Annotated in this window: 16 protein-coding genes and 1 pseudogene; 13 read left to right on the top strand and 4 right to left on the bottom strand. The window is 68.4% G+C overall.

What is annotated here, in order from left to right; all coding sequences use genetic code 11:
- The first annotated feature begins 85 nt into the window (after nucleotides 1-85).
- The 8 genes and pseudogenes from infB to QP029_RS12325 all read left to right on the top strand — a co-directional run bounded on the left by infB (nucleotide 86) and on the right by QP029_RS12325 (nucleotide 9,076).
- Nucleotides 86-2,899, top strand: coding sequence for a translation initiation factor IF-2 (infB, locus tag QP029_RS12360; RefSeq protein ID WP_284874564.1), 2,814 nt, complete (start codon nucleotides 86-88; stop codon nucleotides 2,897-2,899).
- Between the two features lies 1 nt (nucleotide 2,900).
- Nucleotides 2,901-3,703 (top strand): annotated as a pseudogene (locus QP029_RS12355) (metallophosphoesterase family protein).
- A 62-nt stretch (nucleotides 3,704-3,765) separates the two neighbouring features.
- Complete coding sequence (rbfA, locus tag QP029_RS12350; RefSeq protein WP_284874563.1) at nucleotides 3,766-4,203, top strand: 30S ribosome-binding factor RbfA; 438 nt, start codon at nucleotides 3,766-3,768, stop codon at nucleotides 4,201-4,203.
- Nucleotides 4,203-5,156 carry a DHH family phosphoesterase gene (locus QP029_RS12345; protein WP_284874562.1) on the top strand — a complete coding sequence of 318 codons (954 nt, stop codon included), beginning with the start codon at nucleotides 4,203-4,205 and terminating at the stop codon, nucleotides 5,154-5,156. The genes rbfA and QP029_RS12345 overlap by 1 nt, the downstream gene beginning before the upstream one ends.
- Nucleotides 5,153-6,484, top strand: a complete 1,332-nt coding sequence (locus tag QP029_RS12340) for an MATE family efflux transporter (RefSeq protein ID WP_284874561.1) — start codon at nucleotides 5,153-5,155, stop codon at nucleotides 6,482-6,484. The genes QP029_RS12345 and QP029_RS12340 overlap by 4 nt, the downstream gene beginning before the upstream one ends.
- Nucleotides 6,481-7,290, top strand: a complete 810-nt coding sequence (locus QP029_RS12335) for a metallophosphoesterase family protein (protein WP_284874560.1) — start codon at nucleotides 6,481-6,483, stop codon at nucleotides 7,288-7,290. Before QP029_RS12340 ends, QP029_RS12335 begins: the two co-directional genes overlap by 4 nt.
- A complete protein-coding gene (locus tag QP029_RS12330) occupies nucleotides 7,283-7,948 on the top strand; it encodes a 4'-phosphopantetheinyl transferase family protein (protein WP_284874559.1) in 666 nt (221 codons plus the stop codon). Before QP029_RS12335 ends, QP029_RS12330 begins: the two co-directional genes overlap by 8 nt.
- A gap of 414 nt (nucleotides 7,949-8,362) precedes the next feature.
- Nucleotides 8,363-9,076, top strand: a complete 714-nt coding sequence (locus QP029_RS12325; protein WP_284874558.1) for a hypothetical protein — start codon at nucleotides 8,363-8,365, stop codon at nucleotides 9,074-9,076.
- Here the strand turns inward: QP029_RS12325 and truB are convergent.
- Nucleotides 9,073-9,966, bottom strand: coding sequence for a tRNA pseudouridine(55) synthase TruB (gene truB / locus QP029_RS12320; protein WP_284874557.1), 894 nt, complete (start codon nucleotides 9,964-9,966; stop codon nucleotides 9,073-9,075). The two genes, QP029_RS12325 and truB, sit on opposite strands and share 4 nt — an antisense overlap.
- Before the next feature lie 29 nt (nucleotides 9,967-9,995).
- On the opposite strand from truB, the gene QP029_RS12315 reads away from it, so the two are divergent.
- From QP029_RS12315 to rpsO, 4 genes are all read left to right on the top strand, one after another.
- A complete protein-coding gene (locus tag QP029_RS12315) occupies nucleotides 9,996-10,973 on the top strand; it encodes a bifunctional riboflavin kinase/FAD synthetase (RefSeq protein WP_284874556.1) in 978 nt (325 codons plus the stop codon).
- 9 nt (nucleotides 10,974-10,982) lie between these two features.
- Nucleotides 10,983-11,936: a nucleoside hydrolase gene (locus QP029_RS12310; RefSeq protein ID WP_284874555.1), complete on the top strand. Its 954-nt coding sequence runs from the start codon at nucleotides 10,983-10,985 to the stop codon at nucleotides 11,934-11,936.
- A gap of 11 nt (nucleotides 11,937-11,947) precedes the next feature.
- On the top strand, nucleotides 11,948-12,703 hold the full coding sequence (locus tag QP029_RS12305; protein ID WP_284874554.1) for a hypothetical protein: 756 nt from the start codon (nucleotides 11,948-11,950) through the stop codon (nucleotides 12,701-12,703).
- Nucleotides 12,704-12,802: 99 nt separating this feature from the next.
- Nucleotides 12,803-13,072 carry a 30S ribosomal protein S15 gene (gene rpsO / locus QP029_RS12300; RefSeq protein WP_284874553.1) on the top strand — a complete coding sequence of 90 codons (270 nt, stop codon included), beginning with the start codon at nucleotides 12,803-12,805 and terminating at the stop codon, nucleotides 13,070-13,072.
- A 61-nt stretch (nucleotides 13,073-13,133) separates the two neighbouring features.
- Here rpsO and QP029_RS12295 read toward each other — a convergent pair whose 3' ends face one another.
- The gene (locus QP029_RS12295; RefSeq protein ID WP_284874552.1) at nucleotides 13,134-13,661 is read right to left on the bottom strand and encodes a CPBP family intramembrane glutamic endopeptidase; all 528 of its coding nucleotides are present in this window, start codon (nucleotides 13,659-13,661) and stop codon (nucleotides 13,134-13,136) included.
- Nucleotides 13,662-13,751: 90 nt separating this feature from the next.
- Here QP029_RS12295 and QP029_RS12290 point away from each other — a divergent pair, with 90 nt between their 5' ends.
- On the top strand, nucleotides 13,752-15,995 hold the full coding sequence (locus tag QP029_RS12290; RefSeq protein ID WP_284874551.1) for a polyribonucleotide nucleotidyltransferase: 2,244 nt from the start codon (nucleotides 13,752-13,754) through the stop codon (nucleotides 15,993-15,995).
- A gap of 104 nt (nucleotides 15,996-16,099) precedes the next feature.
- Here QP029_RS12290 and QP029_RS12285 read toward each other — a convergent pair whose 3' ends face one another.
- Entirely contained in the window at nucleotides 16,100-16,771 is a 672-nt protein-coding gene (locus QP029_RS12285; protein ID WP_284874550.1) for an AMIN-like domain-containing (lipo)protein, read from the bottom strand.
- An 89-nt stretch (nucleotides 16,772-16,860) separates the two neighbouring features.
- The gene (locus QP029_RS12280; RefSeq protein ID WP_284874549.1) at nucleotides 16,861-17,247 is read right to left on the bottom strand and encodes a VOC family protein; all 387 of its coding nucleotides are present in this window, start codon (nucleotides 17,245-17,247) and stop codon (nucleotides 16,861-16,863) included.
- Between the last annotated feature and the right edge of the window lie 72 nt (nucleotides 17,248-17,319).

Genomic DNA, 17,319 nt, shown 5'->3' with positions numbered 1-17,319 from the left:
CGATGAACGTCAAAGACATCATCTAGAGGTCGAGTCCACCCTCCCCGGGGCACTCTCGACCTCTAGGAAACCCCAGAGGAGAGAAGTGCCCGGAAAGCTACGCGTACATGAGCTGGCGAAACAGCTCGGCGTAACCAGCAAGGAACTGCTTGCCACGCTCAAGGAGCAGGGCGAGTTCGTCAAGACCGCATCGTCGACCATCGAACCCCCGGTGGTCAAGAAGATGCGCGCACACTACAACGCCAACGGCGGGGACGACGGCGCAGCTGCGCCCGCGACCCCGTCCGCCAAGCCCGGCGCCCCCAAGCCGGGTGGCGCCAAGCCGGGAGCCCCGAAGCCGGGCTCCGGCCCCAAGCCGGGTGCCGCCGCCAAGCCGGCCGCCCCCGCACCGGCCGCGAAGCCCGCAGCCGAGAAGCCCGCTCCCCAGGCCCCGAAGCCGGCGGCCGCCGAGAAGCCCGCCGCCCCGGCTCCGAAGCCGGCCGCAGCGGAGAAGTCGGCTGCCCCGGCCGCCAAGCCGGGAGCCCCGAAGCCGGGTGGCGCCAAGCCGGCCGCCCCGGCCCCGAAGCCGGGTGCCGACGGAGCCATGCCGCGCCCGATGCCCAGGCCGGGCGGACGCCCGCGCGTGGCCAACAACCCCTTCTCCTCCGGCACCGAGCGTCCGGCACCCCGTCCGGGTGGCGGCCGTGGCCCCGGCCAGGGCGGCCCGCGCCCGGGTGGGCAGGGTGCCCAGGGTGGTCGCGGTGGCCAGGGTGGTCGCGGCGGTCAGGGTACCGGCCGTCCGGGCGCTGATCGTCCGGCACAGGGCGGCGGACGTCGTCCGAGCCCGGCCATGATGCCCAACCACCCGAGCCCGGGCCAGATGCCGGCCAAGTCCGCCGGCACCGGTCGCGGTGGCCGCGGTGGCTCCGGTGGACCCGGCGGCGGCGGTGGCGGTTTCCGCCCCGGCGGCGGTGGTGGCCGCGGCGGTCGTCGCGGCGGTACCGCGGGTGCCTTCGGACGTCCGGGCGGCGCTCCGCGTCGTGGACGTAAGTCGAAGCGGCAGAAGCGGTCCGAGTACGAGGCAATGCAGGCCCCGAACGTCATCGGTGGCGTTCGCCTGCCCGACGGTCGTGGCGCCACCGTGCGTCTGCGCCGCGGAGCCTCCCTGTCCGATTTCGCGGAGAAGATCAACGCGGATCCGGCAGCTCTCGTGCAGGCTCTGTTCAACCTCGGTGAGATGATCACCGCCACCGCGGCAGTGCCGGAGGAGACCCTCCAGCTGCTCGGTGCCGAGATCAACTACAACGTCGAGGTCGTCTCCCCCGAGGACGAGGACCGCGAGCTGCTCGAGTCCTTCGACCTGCAGTTCGGTGAGGACGAGGGCGACGAGGACGATCTGGCGAAGCGTCCCCCGGTGGTCACCGTCATGGGCCACGTCGACCACGGTAAGACCCGCCTGCTGGACACCATCCGCCAGGCGAACGTGGGTTCCGGCGAGGCCGGCGGCATCACCCAGGGCATCGGCGCCTACCAGGTGCCGATGGAGATCGACGGCCGCGAGCGGAAGATCACCTTCCTGGATACCCCGGGCCACGAGGCGTTCACCGCCATGCGTGCCCGTGGTGCCAAGTCGACCGATATCGCGATCCTCGTCGTCGCCGCGGATGACGGCGTCATGCCGCAGACCGTGGAGGCGATCAACCACGCCAAGGCCGCCGATGTGCCGGTCGTGGTCGCGGTGAACAAGATCGACAAGCCGGAGGCTCAGCCGGACAAGATCCGTGGCCAGCTCACCGAGTACGGGCTGATCCCGGAGGAGTACGGCGGCGACACCATGTTCGTCGACATCTCCGCGAAGCAGGGGACCAACATCGAGGATCTCCTCGAGGCTGTCGTCCTCACCGCGGACGCCTCCCTGGATCTGCGCGCCAACCCGGACATGGCCGCTCAGGGTGTCGCCATCGAGGCGCACCTCGACCGTGGTCGTGGCCCCGTGGCCACCGTCCTGGTCCAGCGCGGCACCCTGCGCGTCGGCGACTCCATCGTCGTGGGTGACACCTACGGCCGTGTCCGTCGCATGATCGACGAGCACGGCCAGGACGTCGACGAGGCGAGTCCGTCCCGTCCGATCCAGATGCAGGGCCTCAACGGCGTCCCCGGTGCCGGTGACAACCTGCTCGTCGTCGAGGATGACCGTGTGGCACGTCAGATCGCCGCGCAGCGCGACGCCCGTAAGCGTGCCGCGATGCAGGCCAAGACCCGCAAGCGTGTCTCCCTCGAGGACCTGGATTCGGTGCTCAAGGAGACCAGTGTCCTCAACCTCATCCTCAAGGGCGACAACGCCGGCTCCGTCGAGGCGCTGGAGGAGGCGCTGCTCAAGATCGAGATGGAGGACGAGGTCGAGCTCAACATCATCGACCGTGGTGTCGGTGCCGTCACGCAGACCAACGTCTCGCTGGCCGCCGCCTCCGACGCGGTGATCATCGCCTTCAACGTCCGCGCTGAGGGCAAGGCGACCGAGGAAGCCAATGCCGAGGGCATTGACATCCGCTACTACACGGTCATCTACCGCGCCATCGAAGAGGTGGAGCAGGCTCTCAAGGGCATGCTCAAGCCGATCTACGAGGAGCGCGAGGTCGGTGTCGCGGAGATCCGCGCGATCTTCAAGGCATCCTCCATCGGCCTCATCGCCGGTTGCATGGTCGAGTCCGGCAAGGTCCGCCGCAACGCGTCGGTCCGCGTCATCCGCGACGGTGCCGTCGTCGCCGACAAGGCGACCATCGAGTCGCTGCGTCGCGAGAAGGACGACGTCACCGAGGTCACCGCCGGCTACGAGTGCGGTATGGTCCTGTCCTACCCGAACATCGAGGTCGGGGACAAGATCGAGGTGTTCGAGCAGGTCGAGGTCCCGCGCGACTAGCATGCCGCGCACCCTCTGGGTGGTCTCTGACCTCCACGTCACCTGGCCCGCCAACCGCGAGCGCGTCGAGCGCCTGCGGCCGGCGGATCCGGGGGACTGGCTGATCGTCGCCGGAGATGTGGCGGAGGCTGTCGACGTTGTCGTCGACACCCTCGCCGCTCTCCGGCGGCGATTTTCGCGTGTCATCTGGACCCCGGAAATCACGAGCTCTTCGCCCGCCCGACGGAACGTTTCAAGGGCCGCGAACGCTACGACCGGCTCGTGGACCTGCTCCGGGAGGTCGGCGTGGACACCCCGGAGGACCCGTACCCGGTGTTCGGTGACGTCACCGTCGCCGCGTTGTTCACCCTCTACGACTACTCCTTCCGGCCGGCGGCTCTGGCCGGTCTGCCGCCGGCGCAGGCCCTCGCCGCCGCCGACACCGCCCGCGCCACGCTTGACGACGTCCTGCGCATCGCCCCCTACGTCGACATCCCCGCGTGGTGCCGCGAACGCGTCGCCTACTCGCAGGCCCGCCTCGACGAGGTGGCCGGACCGACCCTCCTGGTCAACCACTGGCCTCTGGTCATCGAACCGACCCGGGCGATGCGCCAACCGGAGATGGCCCTGTGGTGCGGCACCACCCTGACCCGCGATTTCACCCACCGCTACCGGGCGGTCGCCGCCGTCCACGGCCACCTCCACATGCCCCGGGAGATCCGGGTCGAGGGAGTACCGCACGTCGACGTCTCCCTCGGTTACCCCTTCGAGCAGGCCCATCAGCCACCCCGGGCGTGGCCGCTGCCGGGTCTGCGCATTCCGTGAGGCGCGGAGTCGGTAGACTCACTGTTCTGAAATAACCGTCGACGAGAAGGAGCCGTTCCGACATGGCCGATCATGCCCGCGCCGCCCGTATGGCCAAGCGCATCCAGACCATCGTGGCCTCCGCCATCGAACGCGAGGTCAAGGACCGTCGCCTGGAACTGGTCACCGTCACCGACACCCGTGTCACCGGTGACCTCCACGACGCGACCGTCTTCTACACCGTCCGCGGCCGCACCATCGACGAGGAGCCGGATCTGGACGAGGCCGCGGAGGCCCTCCACCGCGCCCGCGGTCAGCTCCGCAAGATCGTCGGCGATCAGCTCGGTGTTCGTTTCACCCCGACGCTGTCCTTCGAGTACGACGCCGTCCCGCAGGCCTCCGCCCACATGGAGGAGCTGCTCGCCCGCGCGAAGGCCCGCGACGAGGAGCTCGCCCGTCTGCGGGAGAACGCCCGCCCCGTCGGTGACGCCAACCCCTACAAGACCGAGGACCAGGACTAGTGACCCAGTACTCCGAGGCGGCGTCGCTTATCGGGCAGGCGCAGACGGTGGCCGTGGTCGGCCACGTGCGGCCCGACGCCGACGCCATCGGGTCGGTCTGCGCGACAGTCGCGGCGCTGCGTCAGCAGGGCAGGCAGGCGACCGGCTACATCGGTCAGCCCGGACCCTTCGCCGCCAACCTGCTCTCCATCCCGGGGGCGGATGAGGTGGAACTGGCTGCCGAGCTGCGGGAGGTCGACCTCATCATCACCGTCGACTGCGGTTCCCTCGACCGGGCCGGGGCGCTCGCCGAGGAGATCGGCCGGCGTGCCGACATCACCCTGGTGGTCGACCACCACTCCACCAACTCCGGGTTCGGGGTGGTCAACCTCATCGACCTGGACGCCGAGTCCACGACGACGATCCTGGGCCGGCTGTTCGAGGAGCTGGAGATCCAGCTCGATGAGCGGATCGCCCACTGTCTCTACGCCGGTCTGCTCACCGACACCGGCAGCTTCCGGTGGGGTTCACCGGCGATGCACACCTTCGCCGCCCGCCTCATGTCCACGGGTATCGACGTCCGCGCCATCGCCGTCGACCTCCTCGACTCCGGTTCCGTGGCGGACCTGCGCATGATCGGCCAGGCATTGTCGGGGGTGACCGTCCACGAGGCCGGAGACCACCGAGTGGCGGTCATCGTCGCCCCGCACGAGCTGCTCTCCACCGGTTCGTTGTCCGCGGTCGAGGGGCTGGTCGACTTCGTCCGTTCCCTCGGCGGCACCGACCTGGGCGCGGTGTTCAAGGAGACCGTCCCCGGCGTGTGGCACGTCTCGCTGCGCTCCAACGAGATGGACGTCTCGCGGGTGGCTGTGGCACTCGGCGGCGGCGGGCACATTCCGGCCGCCGGGTACACCGCCCGCGGTGACGTGGATGAGGCCCTGGCCGCCCTGCTGGGGGAACTGCGGTCCCGGTGACCGGCCAGGTCCCGCAGGTCACGGCACGGCAGATCTTCGCCCTGGCGCTGCCCGCCCTCGGCGTCCTGGCGGCGACCCCGCTGTACCTGCTTCTCGACACCGCCGTCATCGGCCACCTCGGCTCCTTCGAGCTCGCCGCACTCGCGGCCGGCACGACGGTGCAGTCGACCGTCACCACGCAGCTGACCTTCCTGTCCTACGGCACCACCGCCCGCTCGGCCCGCCTGTTCGGCGCCGGTAATCGTCGCGAGGCCGTCGCCGAGGGAGTCCAGGCCACCTGGGTGGGCCTCGGGGTGGGGCTGGTCATCGCGACCCTGGTGTGGATCTTCGCCGAGCGCATCGCTCTCGCCCTGACCGGCAACCCCGACACCGCGGCCGCGGCGGCCAGCTGGATGCACATCGCGGCACTGGCGATCCCGCTCACGCTCATCGACATGGCCGGCAACGGTTGGCTCCGCGGCGTCCAGAACACCCGCTGGCCGCTGTACTTCACCCTCGCCGGCGTCATCCCCGGGGCGATCCTCATCCCCGTGCTCGTCGCGCGTTACGGACTCGAGGGCTCCGCCATGGCCAACGTCATCGGCCTGACTATCACCTCGGTGTGTTTCCTCGTCGCCCTGCACCGGGAACATGAGGGCAGCTGGGCTCCGCAGTGGTCGATCATGAAACGTCAGCTGGTCATGGGCCGAGACCTCATCCTCCGGTCCCTGTCCTTCCAGGTGGCCTTCGTCTCCGCCGCGGCGGTCGCCGCCCGCTTCGGCACCTCCTCGCTGGCGGCGCACCAGATCATGCTGCAGCTGTGGAACTTCATCACCCTCGTGCTCGACAGCCTGGCCATCGCCGCACAGGCGCTGACGGGTGCGGCGCTCGGCCGGGGGACGGTGGGCGTCGCAAAGCAGGTGGGCGTGCGCGTGACGGCGTACTCCATGGTCTTCGCCGGGGCACTCGGCCTCGTGTTCGCCGTGCTCGCCGGCGTGATCCCACGGATCTTCACCCGCGACGCTGACGTGCTGGCCACCTTGTCGACGCCGTGGTGGCTCATGATCATCATGATCGTCCTCGGCGGCGTCGTCTTCGCCCTCGACGGCGTGCTCCTCGGTGCCGGCGACGCGGCCTACCTGCGCACCATCACCATCGCCTCCGTCCTCATCGGATTCCTGCCCGGCGTGTGGATCTCCTACGCCGTCGACGGCGGCCTCACCGGCATCTGGATCGGCCTCCTCGCGTTCATCGCGATCCGTCTCGCCGCCGTGGTCTGGCGTTTCCGGTCCATGCGCTGGGCCGTGGTCGACCCTGTGGTAGACACAGAACAAGGAGGTAGGTCATGACAACAACACTGTGGGCGGTCAGCGACCTCCACGCCGCCGTCAAGGCCAACGCGGCCCGGATCGACGAGATCCAGCCCGCCGACCCCTCCGACTGGCTCATCGTCGCCGGTGACGTCGCCGAACGCACCGACCTGGTCATCCAGATCCTCGGCCAACTGCGACGCCGCTTCGCCCAGGTCATCTGGGTACCCGGCAACCACGAACTGTTCTCCCGCTCCACCGAACGCCACCAGGGCCGGGAGAAGTACGACGAACTCGTCGAGAGCTGCCGCGCCATCGACGTCCTCACCCCCGAGGACCCGTACCCCGTGTTCAACGGCGTCACCCTCGTCCCGCTGTTCACGCTCTACGACTACAGCTTCCGCGGCGCCGGCATGACCGTCGAACAGGCCGTCGCCGCCGCCCGCGACAAACAGATCATGATGACCGACGAGTTCGCCATCGCCCCCTTCGTGGACATCCGCGCCTGGTGCTGGGACCGCCTCGCGTACTCCATCAAACGACTCTCCCGGATCAACGGGCCGACCATCCTCATCAACCACTGGCCCCTCATCCAGGAACCCACCCTGGACATGCGCATCCCCGAGATCGCCCTGTGGTGCGGCACCCGCCACACCCGGACCTGGGCCGAACGCTACAACGCACAGGCCGTCATCTACGGCCACCTCCACATGCCCGGCGAACGTGAGGTCGCCGGCGTCCGCCACATCGAGGTCTCCCTCGGCTACCCACGCGAATGGGAACGCCACGGCCACCTCAACCCCTGGCCCTACCCCGTGATGACGATGGGGGAGTCCGATGCTTGACCACTCCCTCTTCCCGTCCGACTCGCAGTTCTGTTACGTCATCACCGACAGGCACCGCCCCGACCTGCAGAACTACCTCGGACTCCACCCCCTGGAACAGGCCCTCGTGTCCCACTCCGTGGATATCCGCAAGGCCGAGTTCGGCGACGCCCGCTGGTGCGCCCACAAAGCCCTCGGTGACCTGGGCATCCCCGGACTCGACAGTCTGGAGCCCATCCTGCGCGGCGAACGCGGCATGCCCCTGTGGCCCGCCGGGGTCACCGGTTCCATGACCCACACCGAAGGGTTCCGGGCCGCCGTCGTCGCCCCGACCACCACCGTCCGCTCCATGGGCCTCGACGCTGAACCCGCCGAGGCGCTGCCCCGCGAGATCATCGGCTCCGTCGCCCGACGAGGCGAGATGGCCCAGCTCGACCGACTCCGCGCCAACGGCGTCGACTGCGCCGACCGCCTGCTGTTCTGCGCCAAGGAAGCCACCTACAAGGCCTGGTTCCCCATGACCCACCGGTGGCTCGGATTCGAGGACGCTGAGATCGACCTCCGCGACGACGGGACCTTCATCTCCTACCTCCTCGTCCGGCCGACCCCGGTCCCGTTCATCACCGGCCGGTGGGTCGTCCGCGACGGCTACGTCATCGCGGCGACGGCGGTGACGTAGGGCGGGGCAGTCCTGGGGTATTCGGGAAGGGGCATTTGAGTAGGGGTATCAATCGAGAGCGACCTCTCCAGAACCCGTCATATGCCCCTGCTCGAATGCCCTTTAGCTCATGCCCTGTGGACAAGTCCTCGCCCACGGCCATTCATCCACAGCCAGAAGGCACTGTCGGTGGACCTCGTGGGCGGTCGGGGTGATACTGCGGTCATGCAGAACTGGCACGACAGGATCGAGTTGATCCGGATGCGGTCACACCAGGCCGGGACACCGGCCTTTCGGGCGGAGCTGGCTCGTGGACGATTCACCCTGTTGTGCCCGGAGATTGCTGTGCCGACGCAGGAGTATGCGGCGCTGCGTGTGTGGGAGAGACAAGAGCTGAGAGCATTCAGAGTCGGGCTCGGTACCCGGAAAGCGGTCGTGGTGGGCAAGTCTGCGGCCCGGCTGCACGGCATTCCGGTCCTCGGCTGGAATGAGCCGGTGACGTTGTCTCTGCCGGGACTGTCTCGGCCGCCGAGGGGTCAGTGGCCGCAGGGGGTGGAGTATCGCAAGGCGGCGTTGTTTCCGGAGCACGTCACGGAGCACCACGGCGCCCGGGTGACCCGGATCATCCGGACGGCGGTGGATCTGTCCCGGCACCACGGGGTGATCGACGGGATCGTGGCGTTCGACCACATCCTGGCCATGCCGGGGATGACCCGGGCGCGGGCGGAGGAGACGATCGACCAGCTGGGCCGGATGCGTGGGCTCCAGGCAGCCCGCCGCGCACTGGAGCTGGCGGACCCGCGGGCGGAGAGCCCCATCGAGTCGTGGGCCCGGGCGCAGATTCTCACGGCGGAGCTGCCGGAGGTCACCAGCGTGGAGCTCCAGGTCAGCGTGTTGGACGGCCGGTACCGGGTGGACATCCTGGTCAACGGGTTCCAGGTCGTGGAGACGGACGGGGATCTCAAGTATGACGGGGTGAGCACCGGTATCGCCCCGGAGGAGCAGATGCGGCGGGACCGGGAGCGGGACCGGGCGTTGACGAATGCGGGGATTCCCCGTCTGCATGTCACGCATGCTGATCTGGCGGAGGGCAGTTTCCTCGGCATGCTGCGGGACGCGTTACGGGCCCACGCGGCGAAGGCGGCTTAGAGCGTGGACGGCCGGGCGACGAAGACGGTGGACAGGCGGGTGCCCTTCTCGCGGACAAGCGCGATGGCCTTCCCGTCCGGCGCGACGGCGGCGTGGACACCGTCGAGGCCACGGGGTTCGAGCCATTTGCCCATGGCCAGTGCGGCCGCCTCGTCGGCGGTCAGTTCCAGGACGGGGTAGGAGCGGGTGAGGGCCTGGTCGAGGGTGAGGGAGAGCTGCGGTGAGGTGGTCAGGGTGTCGAGGGTGAGGGCGTCGTCAAGCTGGAAGGGCCCGACGGAGGTGCGGCGCAGGGTGGTGAGGTGGCCGCCGACTCCGAGGGCGTCGCCGAGGTCGCGGGCCAGCGAGCGGATGTAGGTGCCCGACGAGCAGTCGACGCGCACGTCGACGTCGAGGAAGGGGCCGTCGCGGCGGAAGGCGCGGGCGTCGAAACGCGTGATGGTGACCGGGCGGGCGGGGATCTCGACGTCTTCGCCGGAGCGGACGAGTTCGTGGGCGCGGCGGCCGCCGATCTTGATGGCGCTGACGCTGGCGGGGCGCTGCATGATGTCGCCGGTCAGCTCCGCCATCCCGGCGAGCACCTGCTCCGCGCGTATCGACGTCGCGTCCCCCGACGAGACGACCTCACCCTCGGCGTCGTCCGTGGTCGTCGCCGCACCCAGGCGGATGGTCGCGTCGTAGGACTTCGTGGTGGCAACGAGGTGGGCGAGGAACTTCGTGCCCCGTTCCACCCCGGCGACGAGCACACCGGTGGCCATCGGGTCGAGGGTGCCGGCGTGGCCGACGCGGCGGGTGCCGAAGATCCTGCGCAGGCGGGCGACCACATCATGGGAGGTCATGCCCGCCGGCTTGTCCACCACGACGAGTCCGGAACCGGCAAGCGCATCAGTCATACGGGAAGTGTATGCCGTAGTCTGAAGCGGTGATTGTTTGGTACGGCATTGACAAGGTCCCCGACGCGATCGAGGCGTCTGTGGTGACGATCGGGGTGTTCGACGGGGTGCACCGGGGGCACCGACAGCTCATTGAGCGGGCCTCGCAACTCGCCGACGAGCGGGGCGTCCCGGCCGTCATGGTGACCTTCGATCCGCACCCGCTGTCGGTGTTCCTGCCCGAGCGCGCCCCGATGATGCTCACCACCCTCGAGCAGCGGCTCGAGCTGGCGGAGCAGATGGGCATCGACGCGACCCTGGTCATCGACTTCACCCGCGAGCTCGCCGGGCTGACGCCGGACGAGTACTTCACCACCCTGCTGCAGGGCACCCTCAAGGCGTCGGCGGTGGTGGTGGGGGAGAACTTCACCTTCGGCAAGGACGCCGCCGGTACCGCCGACACCGCCTGCACGCTGGGTCAGCGGCTGGACATCGACGTGGAGATCGTCTCCCTGCTGCACGATGGCGACCAGCGGATCTGCTCCTCGAGCATCCGTGACCTGCTGCGCGCCGGCAACGTCGAGGGCGCGGCCTGGGCACTCGGCCATCCCTACACCGTCAACGGCCCCGTCGTCCGCGGCGCGGGCCGGGGCGGCAAGGAACTCGGTTTCCCCACCGCCAACCAGTACTTCACCGACGACGTCGCCCTGCCCGCCGACGGCGTGTACGCCGGCTGGTTCACCGTCCGCGGCCCGCGCGCCATCGACGGCGACATGGAACCCGGTGTGGCCTACCCGGCGGCGATCTCCGTGGGCACCAACCCCACATTCGGCGACGACCGCCGCAGCGTGGAGTCCTTCATCCTCGACCGCGACGCCGACCTCTACGGCTACGACGCCGACGTCTCCTTCATCGGCTACGTCCGCGACATGGTCAAGTTCAACTCCGTCGATGAACTCTTGGCGGCCATCAACAACGACGTGGCCAGGGTCCGCGAGATCCTCGACCTCGACCGAGACCTCACCTAGGAGCACGCTGTGGCACGCAAGATCATCCTCGACCTGGACACCGGCATCGACGACGCCCTCGCCCTGGCGTACGCCCTCGGCTCACCCGAGCTCGACCTCATCGGCGTGACCGGCACCTACGGCAACGTCCTCGTGGACACCGGCGTGCGCAACGCCCTGGCCATCCTCGAACTCTTCGGCCGCCCGGACGTCCCTGTCTTCGCCGGCCCGCCGCACGCCAGCGACCGGGACGGTTTCGAGGTCCTGGAGATCTCCGAGTTCATTCACGGCACCAACGGCATCGGCGAGGCCGTCCTCCCCGAGCCGACCGGCCAGGTTCAGAAGGAAGGTGCCGTCGACTTCCTGCTGCGCTCCGTCCGCGACCACGGCGACGACCTGGTCATCGTCCCCACCGGGCCGTCCACCACCATCGCCGCCGCCGTCGAGGCCGACGACACCTTCGCCGAGAACGTCCACATCATCATGATGGGTGGCGCCCTGAGCGTGCCCGGCAACGTCCGGCCCTGGGCCGAGGCCAACATCAACCAGGACCCGGCCGCCACCGACCTGCTCTTCCGCCGCGCCCACGACGTCACCATGATCGGCCTCGACGTCACCCTGCAGACCCTGCTCACCACCGAACACACCGCCAAGTGGCGGGAACTGGGCACCCCGGGCGGCGACTTCCTCGCGGATGCCACCGACTACTACATCACCGCCTACGAGACGACCGCCCCGCACCTCGGCGGCTGTGGCCTCCACGACCCGCTCGCCGTCGCCGTCGCCGTCGACCCCACCCTGGTCGACCTGTTCCACACCAACCTCAAGGTGGACACCGAGGGCGAGACCCGGGGCCGCACCATCGCCGACGAGACCCGTCTCAACGACCCCGTCAAGACCGCCCACGTGGCTCTCGGTGTCGACGCCGAACGATTCCTCGGCGAGTTCATGACCCGCCTGACTAGGATTGCGGAAAACACCTAGGAGGAACCCCCATGGAGCTGCGCAACGGCATCGCCGCATTCGACCCCGTCACCCTCCGCATCGCGGCCGAACAACTGCTTACCGTGCAGCTGCCGGAGGCCTTCGACGGCGACCTGCCCGACCACCTGGTCGACCTGTCCGAGGTCGAAGTCGGCCCCTTCGCGGTCATCGCCCGCATCGACACCGGCCAACTGACCTGGGACCGCGACGCCAGCCGGGAGGTGTTCACCACGTACCGCGGCACCGAGGCCAGCGGCGTGCGCTTGTCCGGCGCCAAGGTCGCCCAGCTTGACGACGTCCCCGTGGCCCGCGTCAGCGTCCGCCTCAACGGCGACAAACTCCGCGCCTGGTTCGCCGAACTACCCGCCGAGACCCCGTTGGACTCCCTGGAGATCACCGAGCGCGTCCGCACCTGGATGCGCGACTTCTCCCGCCACGACAAGCGCGTGGACACCCTCACCGTCCCGCAGCAGAACGTCAACTACGAAGCCTTCGTCAAAGGCCTCGACCGCTCCGCCCGCCAGAAGATCACCGCCGTCATCGACGAACACGGCGCCCACGTCACCGCCGAGACCGTCATCCCCATGAGCCTGCCCTCCTTCGGCGGCCGACGCGACGCCAAGCTGGGGGAGAAGGGGCCGGTCCTGTTCTGGTTCAGCGAGGGCAACGAGAACAAGGCACTGCCGTTCGCGATCGTGTACACGCAGGCGGAGGCGTGGGTCGTCGCAGAGGGATCGGATTTGTTCCAGCCCCCGGTGACCAGGTAACATTCTCGGAGGCTTTATGCGACTGCGGTCCACAGCAGTCGCGCCACCCGGATGACCGGGACATTTCATGTGGACTGAAACAACGAAAAGAGACACATCATGGCTCTGACTTCCGAGCAGAAGAGTGAAATCCTCAAGGAGTACGGCCTCCACGAGACCGACACCGGTTCCCCCGAGGCGCAGGTCGCAATGCTGACCTCCCGCATCAACACCCTGACCGAGCACCTGAAGTTCCACAAGCACGATCACCACTCCCGTCGTGGTCTGCTGCTGCTCGTCGGCCGTCGTCGTGGCCTGCTGAAGTACCTGGCAGCCAACAACATCGACCGCTACCGTGACCTGATCGCCCGCCTGGGCCTGCGTCGCTAAGGTCGCCAAGAGCGCCACATTTCACCCGCCGTCACCGTCCAGGTGCGGCGGGTTTCGTGATTCACACCAGCAGCAGCCCGGTGCCCACGTTGGTGATCACGTGAGCTACCGCGGCCGGCCAGAGGGAATCGGATCGCAGGCGCAGCCAGCCGAGCAGGATGCCGACGCCGAACTGGACGATGACGAGGGGGTACAGGTGGACGTCGATAAGCAGGAGCAGGAGGTGGGGGATAAGGAAGGCGAACGCCTGCCCCCAGAGGGCGAGGTGGGGGCCGCGCCAGCGGTCGAGCAGGCCCTGGAGGAAGCCGCGGAAGAAGATCTCCTCGCCGAGGGCGGCGGCTGCGACGGACAGGCCCCCGACCAGGGAGACGATCGGGCCGGTGACGTCCGGGTGATCGAGCGACGAGGCGGGGATGAGCGACAGCGCCAGCCAGCCGAGGCCCAGCGACAGCACACCAACGCCGACGCCGGCAGCCAGCCATCGCCACCGCGGCCAGAACAGACCGGCCACCCCGACAGCGCCGGGGGAGAAGCGGTGGACAAGCAGCCACAACAGAGTGGGGATGATCCAGATCACCAGCATTGACATACCTGATAGTGTAGAGACTCGTTGCATTTGACAGCATTTCCGGCGGCACCGACGATCGTCGAGCACGACCCCTTTGAGGAGTAACCCCCTATGACAAACGTTGAAATCAACGTTGATGAAGATTTCGGCATCACCGAAGTTAAGGCCCACATCGACAACGGCGACTTCGGTCAGCGCACCATCACCTTCGAGACCGGGCAGCTCGCCCGTCAGGCCGGTGGCTCCGTCACCACGTACCTGGATGAGGACAACATGCTGCTGGCCACCACCACGGCATCGAACCAGCCCCGCGAGGGCTTCGACTTTTTCCCGCTGACCGTGGACGTGGAAGAGCGGATGTACGCCGCCGGCCGTATCCCCGGTTCCTTCTTCCGCCGCGAGGGTCGCCCGTCGACCGACGCGATCCTGGCCTGCCGGCTGATCGACCGTCCGCTGCGCCCGACCTTCGTGAAGGGTCTGCGCAACGAGGTCCAGGTCGTCATCACCGTCATGTCCCAGGTTCCGGAGGACTACTACGACGTGGTGGCCATCAACGGCGCCTCCGCCGCCACCCAGCTCTCCGGTCTGCCGGTCTCCGGCCCGGTCGGTGGCGTGCGCATCGCCCTGATCGCCGATGACAAGCACCCGAAGGGCCAGTGGGTCGCCTTCCCGAACCAGGCGCAGCGCGAGCAGTGCGTGTTCGAGATGGTCGTCGCCGGCCGCATGGTCGAGCGTAAGCAGGGTCGGAAGACCACCGAGGACGTCGCCATCATGATGGTGGAGGCCGGCGCCGGCAACAACGTCTACGACCTGATCAAGGACGGCGCCCCGGCACCGACCGAGTCCACCGTCTCCGAGGGCATCGAGGCGGCCAAGCCGTTCATCGAGACCCTGTGCAAGGCGCAGGCCGAGCTGGCCGAGCGCACCGCCAAGGAGACCCAGGACTTCCCGCTGTTCCCGGCCTACACCGACGACGTGTTCGCGGCCGTGGAGAAGAAGGCCTCGAAGAAGCTCGCCCAGATCATGACCATCAAGGGCAAGCACGAGCGCGAGGACGCCTCCAACGACTACATGGTGGAGATCGAGGAGCAGCTCGTCGGCTCCTTCGCCGAGAACCCGAACGCCGCCAAGGAGGTCCGCGCGGCCTTCAACGCCGTGATGAAGAACATCGTCCGCTCGAAGATCCTCACCGAGGGTTTCCGTATCGACGGTCGCGGTGTCACCGACATCCGTGACCTCAGCGTCGAGGTCGAGCTCATCCCGCGCGCCCACGGCTCCGCCCTCTTCGAGCGCGGCGAGACCCAGATCCTCGGCGTGACCACCCTGGACATGCTCAAGATGGAGCAGCAGATCGACTCGCTGTCCCCGGAGAAGTCCAAGCGCTACATCCACCACTACAACTTCCCGCCGTACTCCACCGGTGAGACCGGCCGCGTCGGTTCCCCGAAGCGCCGCGAGATCGGCCACGGTGCCCTCGCCGAGCGTGCCCTGGTGCCGGTGATCCCGTCCCGCGAGGAGTTCCCGTACACCATCCGCCAGGTCTCCGAGGCCCTCGGCTCCAACGGTTCGACCTCCATGGGTTCCGTCTGCGCCTCCACCCTGTCGATGTACAACGCCGGTGTGCCGCTGCGCGCCCCGGTCGCCGGCATCGCCATGGGCCTCGTCTCCGGTGACGTCGACGGCGAGACCGAGTACGTCGCCCTGACCGACATCCTCGGTGCCGAGGACGCGTTCGGCGACATGGACTTCAAGGTCGCCGGCACCTCCGAGTTCATCACCGCCCTCCAGCTGGACACCAAGCTCGACGGCATCCCGTCGAAGGTGCTCTCCGATGCCCTGGAGCAGGCCAAGGAGGCCCGCACCACCATCCTGGACACGATGGCCGATGTCATCGACACCCCGGACGAGATGTCCGAGTTCGCCCCGAAGATCACCGCCGTCAAGGTCTCGGTGTCCAAGATCGGTGAGCTCATCGGCCCGAAGGGCAAGACCATCAACTCCATCACGGAGGAGACCGGCGCCGACATCTCCATCGAGGACGACGGCACCGTCTACGTCTCCGCCGCCACCGGCAAGGCCGCGGACGCCGCGATCGAGAAGGTCAACTCCATCGCCAACCCGCAGCTGCCCAAGGTCGGCGAGCGCTACCTGGGCACCGTGGTCAAGACCGTGCCGTTCGGCGCGTTCATCTCCCTGACCCCGGGCCGCGACGGCCTGGTCCACATCTCCAAGCTCGGCGGCGACGAGCGCATCGAGAAGGTCGAGGACGTGGTCAACGTCGGTGACAAGCTCCAGGTCGAGATCGCGGACATCGACAACCGCGGCAAGATCTCCCTGGTCCCCGTCGAGGACTGATCCACCGCTTGACGACGCCCCTGTTCACCCGTGAGCAGGGGCGTTCGGCGTCGGTGGGGTTGGCCCGCGTCATCTAGCCCGGAGCGTCGCCAGATCTGACGGTGCTACTGCCTGACGAAGTCCACCACCACGCGCTTCGGGCCCTCCAGGTAGGTCACCGAGAACGGGTACCGGCCGTCGAGGCCGATGATGAACTCGGAGTGAGCCTCGAAGACGCTGGAGAAGTTGATGCCGGTGATCCCGCCACCACCCGGGTGCGGGCCGTGGTCGATGAGATCAGCGTCCCGGTCCGTGCCGGTGGGGTAGGGGGTGCCCTGGATGGTGAGGTAGAGAGCGGTGGCGCCCTCGTACTCCACGGGGAATCCGGATCCCTGCTGGGCGGGAGTGTCGGTCAGTTCGGCGTACCAGCCGGGCTCACCCTCGCCGGCGAGGTCGAAGACCACTCGGTCGAATCCCTCATGTTCACCGACGCGGATGCCGGTGACCATGAGTTCTTGCTCGCCGCCCGGCGGCTGCATCTTCACCGACATGTCGGGGGAGCCCAAGGCGGAGGTGCCGGGCTCGTCGGCGGGGGTCTCATCTGCACCTTCCGTCGTGGTGGCCGCGCCCCGTGACTGCTGGGTGGCCGGCGACGGAGAGGCCGTGGATGTCACGGTCGACGGGGCGGGCGGGTCCGAGTTATCTGGGGTGGTGCCGCCGCCGGTGCCGCAGGAGACGAGGACCAACGACGTGGCGGTCAGCAGCGCGAGTGACGGGAGAGACGCATGTGTTTTCATACCTTTACCGTAGATGCGATCTGCCAGGAAGAACAGGAGTACCGGTGTTTTGACTCCCAGTTGCAACCTTCGCCGCCGTGTCGGTCGACCTATTCCTCGATGAGCTGGATGTAGTGACCGCAGGTGTCATCGAACACGGCGACGGTCGCCGGGCCGGCCGCGGTCGGCTCCATGGTGAACCGCACCCCGGTCTCACTCAGGCGCCGGTACTCCGCCGCGAGGTCGGAGACCGCGAACTGGGTGAACGGCATGCCGTCCGCATAGAGAGCCTCGCAGAAGGCCCGCGCCGCGGGGTGCCCCATGGGCTCGAGAAGTAGTTCGGGCCCGTCGGGCTGGTCGGGGGAGACGAGGGTCAGCCACCGGGCGTCACCGTCGACCGGGACATCGTGGTGTACCTGAAAACCCAGGACGTCGCGGTAGAAGGCGAGGGCGGCGGACTGGTCGTCGACGTAGATGCTGGTGATGTTGATACGCATGCCGACAGACTACCGGCGCCCGCCTACACTGGGTGGGCGTAGAAAGCAGCGACAGAGCAGAGCACACAGGAG

The organism is Corynebacterium suedekumii (genome assembly GCF_030252185.1).
Classification (GTDB): Bacteria; Actinomycetota; Actinomycetes; order Mycobacteriales; family Mycobacteriaceae; genus Corynebacterium; species Corynebacterium suedekumii.
This window is presented reverse-complemented; position numbering and strand designations above follow the sequence as displayed.

What these genes read in the sequence shown, in the direction of transcription:
- rbfA (WP_284874563.1), top strand. Translation starts at nt 3,766, where the DNA reads ATGGCCGATCATGCCCGCGCCGCCCGTATGGCCAAGCGCATCCAGACC.
- QP029_RS12335 (WP_284874560.1), top strand. Translation starts at nt 6,481, where the DNA reads ATGACAACAACACTGTGGGCGGTCAGCGACCTCCACGCCGCCGTCAAG.
- QP029_RS12330 (WP_284874559.1), top strand. Translation starts at nt 7,283, where the DNA reads ATGCTTGACCACTCCCTCTTCCCGTCCGACTCGCAGTTCTGTTACGTC.
- truB (WP_284874557.1), bottom strand. Translation starts at nt 9,966, where the DNA reads ATGACTGATGCGCTTGCCGGTTCCGGACTCGTCGTGGTGGACAAGCCG.
- QP029_RS12305 (WP_284874554.1), top strand. Translation starts at nt 11,948, where the DNA reads ATGGAGCTGCGCAACGGCATCGCCGCATTCGACCCCGTCACCCTCCGC.
- rpsO (WP_284874553.1), top strand. Translation starts at nt 12,803, where the DNA reads ATGGCTCTGACTTCCGAGCAGAAGAGTGAAATCCTCAAGGAGTACGGC.
- QP029_RS12295 (WP_284874552.1), bottom strand. Translation starts at nt 13,661, where the DNA reads ATGTCAATGCTGGTGATCTGGATCATCCCCACTCTGTTGTGGCTGCTT.
- QP029_RS12290 (WP_284874551.1), top strand. Translation starts at nt 13,752, where the DNA reads ATGACAAACGTTGAAATCAACGTTGATGAAGATTTCGGCATCACCGAA.
- QP029_RS12285 (WP_284874550.1), bottom strand. Translation starts at nt 16,771, where the DNA reads ATGAAAACACATGCGTCTCTCCCGTCACTCGCGCTGCTGACCGCCACG.
- QP029_RS12280 (WP_284874549.1), bottom strand. Translation starts at nt 17,247, where the DNA reads ATGCGTATCAACATCACCAGCATCTACGTCGACGACCAGTCCGCCGCC.